The following is a 9,100-nucleotide window of genomic DNA, read 5'->3' as shown; positions in this document are numbered from 1 at the left end:
CCCCGCCTGACCACCGCCCCCCAGGGGGTGGGCCCCCCACCTCCCCCGCCGGGTGGGCCCCCCCACGCCCGGTTGGGGCGTCCGCCCTACCGCCCGGCCTCGCCATCCCGAGTCGCGTTGTACGACCCCCGGCGATGCTCCACAATCTTGGTGTGCTTTCCACGACCACCCCACCACAGCCCCGACCCTCATCACCACACCCTCAAATCGGAAGAGCCCGTTCACTATTACCTGAAGGTAGCCTGTGTCCAAGCCGACACGACACCACACGCACCCTCAATAGCAGGCCAACGGCCCCGATGGGCCCTCGATCACCTGGATGGGGGTGCCGAACACGGCGGTGAGGAGGTCTTCGCACATGATCTCCTCCGGCGATCCGAAGCGGAACACGCTCCCATCCTTCAGGGCACAGATGCGGTCGGCGTAGCGGGCGGCGAAGTTGATGTCGTGCAGGACGATCAGCACGGTGCGCCCGAACTCCTTCGCGGCGCGCTCCAAATGATTCATCATTTCCACACTGTGGGCGATGTCCAGGTTGTTAAGGGGTTCGTCCAGCAGCACGTAGTCGGTCTCCTGACACAGCACCATGGCCACATAGGCGCGCTGCCGCTGCCCGCCGGACAGCTCGTCAAGGTGCCGCTCCTCCAGCTCACCCAGGCCGAAGAAGTCGACGTAGCGGGAGATGATGCGCTCGTCGTCGGCGGTCAGCCGCCCGCGCGAGTAGGGGAAGCGGCCGAAGCCCACTAGTTGGCGCACGGTGAGCCGGGTGATGAAGTGGTTCTCCTGCCGCAGGATGGACAGCACCCGGGCCAGATCCGCCGACTTCGTGCTGGACACATCCAGCCCGGCCACGCGCACCGCCCCCTCATCGATCCCCAGTAGGCGCCCCACCATGGTCAGCAGGGTGGACTTGCCGGCGCCGTTAGGACCGATGAAGGCGGTAATGCCACCGGCGGGCAGGTCCAGGGTGACCGGCCCGATGGCAACCTCGGAGTTGTAGACCTTGCGTACCCGTTCCAGCTCGATCACAGGCGTCCCTTTCTGAGCACGACGACCAGGAACACCGAGCCGCCCACCAGCTCGATGATGATAGAGACGACGCCCTGGGCATAAAAGACATGCCGCATGATGAAGTAGGCGCCGGTGAGCACCAGTAGCCCCAGGCTGACGGCCATCGGAAACAAGTAGCGGTGGTCGTAGGTGCCGGACAACTGGTAGGACAGGATCGCCACCAGGAATCCGAGGAAGGTCATGGGGCCAACCAGCGCCGTGGAGGTGGCCATGAGCACCGAGACCGCCACCAGTACGCCGATGGTGGCGCGCGTGTGATTGAGCCCCAGAGTGGTGGCGGCGTCCCGCCCCAGGGCGAGCACATTGAGTCGACGCGAGCATGCCAGCAGGGCGGCGCTCGCAGCCACCGCCAGGGGGATGGCGATCGGGTAGTAGTCGGGGTCGGCGTTGGCGATGGATCCGAACAGCCGGGCGGACAACAGATCGAAGTCGCTGGGGGTGAGCAGACGCTGCATGAAGGCGGTCAGGCTGCCCAAGCCCGAGCCGATGACGATGCCGATCAGCAGCATCGAGAACAGGTGCTGGGACCCGCCGGTAAGCAGCCAGGTGTACAGCAGCAGGGACAGTCCCACCATGAGCAGCAGTTGGAGCGTGAACATGGGGGCGGTGCGGGTGGCGATCAGGCCGGTGGCGCCGAAGAAGAAGATGGTGGCGGTCTGGATGGCCCGGTACAGGGATTCGAAGCCCATGATCGACGGCGTGATGATGCGGTTGCCGGTGGCTGTCTGGAAGGCGACGGTGGCCATGGCCTGGCACACCGCCACCACGATCATGGCAATGATGGCGTCCAGGCGTCTGTTGGCGATCAGCCAGAAGCCGGGGGTACCGGGTGGCATCGGGTTCTTCCACAGCAGCAGGCCGACGGTGAAGCAGACGGCCAGGCCGGTGACCGCCAGGTAGGTCAGCCACCAGCGACGGCGGGCCGCGGGGGTGGCGAAGGCGCCGGAGCGGCGGGGGGCGGGTTGGCCGGACGGTGTCGGGTCGGCGCTGAGGCTGCCGGGATTGGGCGCGGTGGCTACGGCCACTGGGGAACTCATGCTCAGCCTCTCCTGGTCTGGCGGATGATCAGGGCGATGAATACCGCGGCGCCCACCAGACCCAGAACCACAGCCACCGGAATCTCGAAGGGGGCGATGATGGTGCGGGCCAGCAGGTCGCATACGGTGATTAGTCCTATGCCCACCAGGCACACCCAGGGCAGGTTGGAGCGCAGGTCGTCCCCGCGGCGCATGGATACCAGGTTGGGGACAATCAGCCCCAGGAAGGGCAGCGAGCCGACCACCACCGTGACGGTTCCGGTGGCCACGGCCACCAGACCGGTGCCGATCAGCACGGTGCGACGGTAATCCACGCCGATGTTGGTGGCCACGTCCTGCCCCAGCCCGACGGCGGTGAGGTGATCGGCGTAGTAGAAGATCGCGGCCACCACCGCCACCACGATCCACAAGACCTCGTACTGGCCCCGGTACACCGAGGTGAAGCTGCCCTGGAACCACACGCCCAGGGACTGCAGCATGTCGGTCTGTAGGGCGAAGAAGGTGGACACCGCGCTGACCACCGCGCCGAGCATCATGCCGATGATCGGCACCAGCAGAGAGGAGCGCAGGGAGATCCGGCGCAACAGCAGGAAGAACACCATGGTTCCCAGGAAGGCGGCCGTCACGGCGCCGGCCATGCGCCCCAGAACACTGGCACGCGGGAAGAGCACCATCACGGTCAGCAGGCCCAGGCCCGCCCATTCGGTGGTGCCGGTGGTGGTCGGCTCCACGAAGCGGTTCTGGGTGATCAGCTGCATGACCAGGCCGGACATGCTCATGGCGGCCCCGGCCAGCACGAGCGCCAGGGTGCGCGGGACGCGAACGTTGCGGAACAACTCCCAGCCGTCGGCGTGGGACAGGATCGCGTACTGGCCGGTGGCCAGGCTCAGGCCCAGCAGGGCCACGACCACCACCAGCCCGACCGCGAGCCCCGGGCTGACCAGGGGCCCGCGGGTGCGGGCTGTGGTGTTAGTGAAGCTGCGCGCAGGCGCACTGCGCTCTTGAAGCCGCCGGATGGTACTCAGTTCTTGGCACCTTCGAAGGCGTCGGCGATCGAGTTGAGGATCTCTGTGTAGGTGATGATCGATTCGTTGGTGTAGGTGTCGGCCGGGGCGTAGACGATCTGCTTGGAGTTCACCGCGGTGACGTTCTGCAGAGCGGCGTTGCCGGCGATTACGTCCGCTGCGGGGGTGTAGCTCGGGTCATCCGCGCTGATGGCGGCGTCGCGGTCCATGACGAAGATCCAGTCCGGGTTGGACTCGGCGATCTGCTCCACGGAGACGTCGTCGCCCTGGTGGTCATCGGTTGAGGCCTGCACCTCAAGGGCCGGCTTCAGTCCGAGCAGGTCGAACACCGGCCCCCAGGTGCGTCCGGTGGTGGGGCCCGAGTAGCCGATCTCGCCGCCGGAGACGATGACGGCCATGACCTTCGAGGAGCCGTCGTAGGCCTTCTTGGCGCGGTCCACGGCGGCATCGAAATCGGCGATGAGTTGCTCGGCCTCGGCCTCCTTGCCGAACACCTGTCCCAGGGCGGTCACCTGCCGCTTGAGTTCGGCGTCGAAGGGCTGGCCGTCGCGCGGATCGAGGTCGAGGAGGGCGGCCTCGGGGGTGAGCTGTGCGATGGAGTCGTAGTGACCGGCGAAGCGCTGGCCGACAATGACCAGGTCAGGTGCGGCCGCCACCAGGGCCTCCAGATCGGGCTCACGATGGTTGCCCAGGTCGGCCACGTCGTCGCCGTTGTAGGCGGTAACGGTGGAGGGCATGATCCTCTTGGGGGCGGCGACCAGCGGAACGCCCCACTGGGCGAGCACCTCGAAGGTGCGGTTGTCGGTCGCGGCCGCCCGCTGCACGGGCAGCGCGATCTCCACCGAGCCATGGTTGTCCTCAATGGTGACCGAGGAGGCCCGGGTGGCCGGTGTGGTTGCAGAGCTGTCGGCGGTAACGGCCGCGTCACCGGAGGCCGGCGCAGCCGACGCCGTGGCGGTGGAGGCGGAGTCGGCGGCACCGGAGCAGCCTGCCAGTACCAGGCTGACGGCCGCCGACAGCGCCAGGAGCGCAGGGAGCTTACGAGACATGTCTTCCTTTGGGATCGTAGGGCTCGCGAGGATCGCCCACGCGAGATACATAGACAAACCCTCCCCATTAGGTCAGGTTCACCTACCTATGGTTAACCTACATTCCTCTCCTCGGTCCCGGCAAGTACTGTCTCATCGCCGAGATCGGTAGAAGTCACGTGCCCAGATCGGTCACTGCGGCGCCAGCCCGGTTTCACGGCGCCGTGGAGGAGGCAGCCGGACTCGCTGCGGCACTGCCGACGGCAGTGGCAGATGCGGTAGCCACGGCCCTGCTCGTCTCGACGGCGGCCGCAATGTCGGGAACGTGGTGCTCGCAGCACCACGGCAGCGACAGCGGCGAGGCGGCCTTCAGGCTGGCGGCGGCCATCGTGTCGGTGACGAACAGCGCGGTGCCGGCCGCGACCGCAGGTATCGTCGCCAGCCGTGGATCGGTCTTAATGGATTCTACGGCGTCCGTGTCCCCCACCTGGACCCACAACAGATCGGCGGTGAGTTGCGCGGCATCGGCAAGCGGGAAGCTCACCGCGACGTCGTCGGCATCCTGCCCCGCCCTGGCGACGACGGGGGCCGGCGTCAGCCCCAACTGCCACAGCACCTGCGAACGCGTGTCCGACTCGGTGTACAGGGTGATGGACGGGCCGGAGACGTCGATCGAGACCGCCGCATAGGTGGCACCGCGCAGAATCGGGTTCGCGGTAATGGTGGAGGTCAGGACGTCGGTGGTGGTGTTGACCAGCGCCTCGGCGGCTGCAGAGCGTCCCAGCGCCCGACCGACCGCCACGGTCACCGCCTCCCAGGAGGCCTCATAGGCAACGGCGTCGGCCGGATACGCCAGGGTGGGGGCGATGGCGGAGAGGCGGCGATACTCCTGCTCGCTCATCCCCGAATGCACGCCGAGGATGAGATCCGGCTCCAGGTCCGCCATCGCCTCGACGTCGAACTCGTCCAAGTCGTCGTACACGGCGGGCGCCGCATCGGTGCCAACATCGGCACCCAGTGCGTCAAGGCCCTCTACGGTCCAGGGATAGGCGTCATCGCCCGCAGCATCTACCGCGGGCACACCTGCGGGTACCAGGCCCAGGGAGATCACGACGTCGGCGTCCACGGTGGAGATAGCCGCGATGCGGGTAGGTTCGGACGCGATCGTAGTGGAGCCGTAGGTGTGCTTAATGGTGATGGGGAATGACTCCGTGGCGCCCTGCAAGGCGTTTTCGGCCGCGGCAGAAGAACCGGTGGAGGGACCGGCACCGGAGGAGCAGGCGGCCGCCAGTGCGGCGGCACCCGAGGCCCAGGCGCCGACCAGGACCGCGCGGCGACTCGGGCGCAGGTCAAACCGCGCCCTACGCACGCCGGACCCGGCGCGGGCACGGGGTGAAGCTGCGGCTGTGCGACCACGACCGGTGCCTTCAATGGCTGTGGCGGAGGCGGCGTCGACATCCGGGGAGTCGGCAGGTTCGTTGGAGTCGGCGGAGTCGGCCAAAGACGATCATCCCTTCGGTCGCGTCCCCGGCACCGGGCGGCCGAGGCTCGGTCACCGGCATTTTCCTATGCCGGGTCCCCACCCGGCAAGGCACTCCTGCCACCATCCAGTAACACGTTTCGGTGACGCGAACCGCGGGCGGTGGCAGTCAAGTGGCTCTTCAAGTCTGAGGGTGTGAGCGGGGCCCGGCCCCGGTCATGCGGCCAGGCCCGAACTCACCAAGTCGCCACGTCTGGTGCGTCCCAGGGACCGCCGACTGCTGGCGGAGACCATCGGACGCGATCCAGTCACCGGAGCCCCATTGGGTGTGGGATGCGGCCAGACCGGTTACGGGACCCCCGGCGAGCCCGCTGCACCCGCTCCGGCGCAGTCCTCCGCCTACGGCCAGTCACCCGCCTACGGCGGCCCGCAGCAGTACGGGCGGCCGCACGGCCCCGCATCCGGATCCTGAGGGTTCAATGACGCAGCAGCCACCACCGCCCCGAATTCATGTCGGCGGCCCCCGCTACCCTGCCGCCATGGCCACCACGAAGATCCCGAGGACACGCACCTCCTACCTGTGTACCGAATGCGGCTGGACCAGCCCCAAATGGCTCGGTCAGTGTCGCGAGTGCCGTGCCTGGGGCACGCTGGAGGAGTTCGTCGAGCCCTCCTCGGGCGGGGGTGGCGGACCCGGGCGCAGTACCATCACCGCCGCGCCGGCTCGTCCCGCCGTCGCCGCCCGCCCCATTGCGCAGGTGAGCGCCGAGGAGGCCCGCGCCCGCCCCACCGGAGTGGGTGAGTTGGACCGGGTACTCGGGGGCGGAGTGGTCCCCGGGGCGGTGGTGCTGCTGGCCGGGGAGCCCGGCGTCGGTAAGTCGACCCTGCTGCTGGATGTCGCCGCCAAGGCTGCCGCCGCCTCCCGCGAGCGCGGGCACGGGCCGGTGCTGTACGTGACCGGTGAGGAGTCGGCCAGCCAGGTGCGATTGCGCGCCGAGCGCATCGGCGCCATTGATCCGGCACTGCTGCTGGCCGCCGAAACCGAACTGGGCGCACTCCTCGGGCACGTTCAGGACGCCGCCCCGTCACTGTTGATCGTGGATTCGATCCAGACCATCGCCTCCACTCAGGTCGAGGGCGGGGCGGGAGGCATCACTCAGGTCCGCGCGGTCGCGAGTGCGCTCATCCAGGTGGCCAAGGAGCGCGCCATTCCGGTGCTGCTGGTGGGGCATGTGACCAAGGACGGCGGCATCGCCGGTCCGCGGGTGCTGGAGCACCTGGTGGACGTCGTCTGCCAGTTCGAGGGAGACCGCCATGCTCGGCTCCGGCTCCTGCGTGCGGTGAAGAACCGCTATGGCCCCACCGATGAGGTGGGCTGCTTCGATCTGGGTGAGCGCGGCATTGCCGGCCTGGCCGACCCTTCGGGTCTGTTCCTGTCGGCGGCGCGCAGTGAGGTTCCGGGCACCTGCGCCACGGTGACGCTGGAGGGACGCCGTCCCATGCCGGTGGAGATTCAGGCCCTGGTTGCAGGAACCGCCGCCGGCTCTCCGCGCCGCACCACCTCCGGCGTGGACCACTCCCGAGTGGCGATGGCACTGGCGGTGCTCGCGGCGCGCCTGCGCCTGGACACATCGGCTGCGGATGTTTACGTGTCCACCGTGGGCGGTGCACGGGCGGTGGAGCCGGCCACGGACCTGGCGGTGGCACTCGCCGTGGTCTCTGCCGCTCAGAACCTCCCCACTCCCCCGGGTCTGGTGGCCTTCGGAGAGGTGGGGCTGACCGGGGAGGTGCGGGCGACCGTGGGCGTGCAGCGGCGGCTGGCCGAGGCGGCACGTCTGGGCTTCGATCGGGCTATCGTGCCTCTGGCGGGGTCGAAGGAGCTGCGGGGCGTCGAAGGCGTCCACATTCTGCCGGTCGCGCATCTCAGCGAGGCCGTCGGGGCGGCCCTGCCGCGCGGTTGAATTGTAATCGTCGCCCACCGGGCGCGGGAACGCCGGCGGGTTCGTTTCGCGCCGCGGCCTGGCACACTCCGGCGCGACCGGTTTCACGGCGTCGTGCCGCCTCATGCGGCTAGCATGATCAGGCACCGGTCCGGTGCGTGCACGACTCGGCGCGCCCCGGTCCATTCCTAGGAGAATCCCATGACCGAGACCACAGCTAACCTGCTGCGCGAGACACTCGCTCTCATCGCCCCCGGCACCGTACTGCGTGACGGCCTGGAGCGTATTCTGCGCGGGCGGACCGGGGCTATCATCGTGCTCGGCTTCGACGAGACGGTTGAGGCGATCTCCTCGGGCGGCTTCAGGCTGGATGTGGAAGTCACCGCCGCCCAGCTGCGAGAGCTGGCCAAGATGGACGGTGCCGTCGTGGTGGATCGGGCTAACAATCGCATTCGGCGGGCGAACGTGCAGCTGCTGCCCAACGCCTCCATAGAGACCGCTGAGGCCGGCATGCGTCATCGCACCGCCGAGCGCGTCGCCCGTCAGACCGGGCATCCGGTGATTTCCGTGAGCCAGTCGATGCGGATCATCTCCTTGTACGTGGATGGTCGCCGGCATGTCATCGAGCCCAGTGAGGCCATTTTGGCGCGCGCGAATCAGGCACTGGCCACCCTGGAGCGGTACAAGGCGCGCCTGGACAAGATCTCCGGCGGCCTGGACGCCCTGGAGATCGAGGACCTGGTCACCGTACGAGACGTGACCGCCGTGCTCCAGCTGCTGGAGATGGTCAGCCGCATCGCCTCCGACATCGACGGCTACGTGGTCGAGTTGGGCACCGACGGGAGACTGCTGGCCCTGCAGGTGGAGGAGCTCACCCGCGGGCTGATGGCGGAGCGTGACTTCCTGCTGACCGATTACCTGCCGCAGGGACTGGAGATCGCCGCCGTCGATGCCAGGTTGAAGTGGGTGGGATCCCCCGCCCTGCTGGATCTGGCCATGGTTGCCCGTTCGATTGGACTCGGCGGTGCCGACGGGCAGGACCTGGATGCCTCCGTATCACCCCGCGGGCTGCGTATCCTCGCCAAGATCCCACGGCTGCCGCTGGCGACAGCACGCGCCGTGGTAGACAACTGGGGTTCGTTGCAGGCGGTGCTGGGAGCGACGGTCGAGGAGCTGGAGGCTGTCGACGGCGTCGAACAGCGTCAGGCCCGCACCCTGCGAGATGGGCTGTCGCGCCTGGCGGAAGTCTCCATCGCCGACCGCTACGCGTGAGTGGGACGAGCGCCTCCGGCACGCCGGCGCGCAGACCACCTATCGATGATGAAGCGCACCGCATCACTCCGCGCAAGCGCCGCCTCGAATCGCTGTACGGTATTGGACCCGTATAACAGCATCATTACCTACTTGATCACGAAGACGCGGTCCTCGGTCAGGTCGGCGCCATCCAGCTGGATGCGCACCCGGTAGGTGCCGGCGGTGGCGACGTTCCCGGAGGCGACGGTGGCTGCCGTCTCCGCGG

At 68.3% G+C, this 9,100-nt stretch carries 8 protein-coding genes; 3 read left to right on the top strand and 5 right to left on the bottom strand.

The genetic code is table 11. The features are described 5' to 3' along the window. Positions 1–276 precede the first annotated feature (276 nt). From Q4A20_RS14015 to Q4A20_RS13995, 5 genes are all read right to left on the bottom strand, one after another. The gene (locus Q4A20_RS14015; RefSeq protein ID WP_303123907.1) at positions 277–1,029 is read right to left on the bottom strand and encodes an ABC transporter ATP-binding protein; all 753 of its coding nucleotides are present in this window, start codon (positions 1,027–1,029) and stop codon (positions 277–279) included. After that, positions 1,026–2,108 carry an iron chelate uptake ABC transporter family permease subunit gene (locus tag Q4A20_RS14010; protein ID WP_303123906.1) on the bottom strand — a complete coding sequence of 361 codons (1,083 nt, stop codon included), beginning with the start codon at positions 2,106–2,108 and terminating at the stop codon, positions 1,026–1,028. Before Q4A20_RS14010 ends, Q4A20_RS14015 begins: the two co-directional genes overlap by 4 nt. A gap of 2 nt (positions 2,109–2,110) precedes the next feature. After that, on the bottom strand, positions 2,111–3,022 hold the full coding sequence (locus tag Q4A20_RS14005; protein WP_368502489.1) for an ABC transporter permease: 912 nt from the start codon (positions 3,020–3,022) through the stop codon (positions 2,111–2,113). Positions 3,023–3,129: 107 nt separating this feature from the next. Beyond that, positions 3,130–4,182, bottom strand: a complete 1,053-nt coding sequence (locus tag Q4A20_RS14000; protein WP_303123904.1) for a siderophore ABC transporter substrate-binding protein — start codon at positions 4,180–4,182, stop codon at positions 3,130–3,132. A 193-nt stretch (positions 4,183–4,375) separates the two neighbouring features. Further along, complete coding sequence (locus tag Q4A20_RS13995; RefSeq protein WP_303123903.1) at positions 4,376–5,662, bottom strand: ABC transporter substrate-binding protein; 1,287 nt, start codon at positions 5,660–5,662, stop codon at positions 4,376–4,378. 235 nt (positions 5,663–5,897) lie between these two features. Between Q4A20_RS13995 and Q4A20_RS13990 the strand changes: the two genes are divergently transcribed. The 3 genes from Q4A20_RS13990 to disA all read left to right on the top strand — a co-directional run bounded on the left by Q4A20_RS13990 (position 5,898) and on the right by disA (position 8,853). Continuing rightward, a complete protein-coding gene (locus Q4A20_RS13990) occupies positions 5,898–6,113 on the top strand; it encodes a hypothetical protein (protein WP_303123902.1) in 216 nt (71 codons plus the stop codon). Positions 6,114–6,180: 67 nt separating this feature from the next. Further along, the gene (gene radA / locus Q4A20_RS13985; protein WP_303123900.1) at positions 6,181–7,602 is read left to right on the top strand and encodes a DNA repair protein RadA; all 1,422 of its coding nucleotides are present in this window, start codon (positions 6,181–6,183) and stop codon (positions 7,600–7,602) included. Between the two features lie 180 nt (positions 7,603–7,782). Then, positions 7,783–8,853, top strand: a complete 1,071-nt coding sequence (gene disA / locus Q4A20_RS13980) for a DNA integrity scanning diadenylate cyclase DisA (RefSeq protein ID WP_303123898.1) — start codon at positions 7,783–7,785, stop codon at positions 8,851–8,853. The last annotated feature ends 247 nt before the right edge of the window (positions 8,854–9,100 follow it).

Source organism: Actinomyces sp., assembly GCF_030530635.1.
Lineage (GTDB): Bacteria > Actinomycetota > Actinomycetes > Actinomycetales > Actinomycetaceae > Actinomyces.
Note: the sequence above shows the minus strand (reverse complement) of the source record. Positions and strands in the feature narration are given on the sequence as shown.

What these genes read in the sequence shown, in the direction of transcription:
- Q4A20_RS14010 (WP_303123906.1), bottom strand. Translation starts at nt 2,108, where the DNA reads ATGAGTTCCCCAGTGGCCGTAGCCACCGCGCCCAATCCCGGCAGCCTC.
- Q4A20_RS14000 (WP_303123904.1), bottom strand. Translation starts at nt 4,182, where the DNA reads ATGTCTCGTAAGCTCCCTGCGCTCCTGGCGCTGTCGGCGGCCGTCAGC.
- radA (WP_303123900.1), top strand. Translation starts at nt 6,181, where the DNA reads ATGGCCACCACGAAGATCCCGAGGACACGCACCTCCTACCTGTGTACC.
- disA (WP_303123898.1), top strand. Translation starts at nt 7,783, where the DNA reads ATGACCGAGACCACAGCTAACCTGCTGCGCGAGACACTCGCTCTCATC.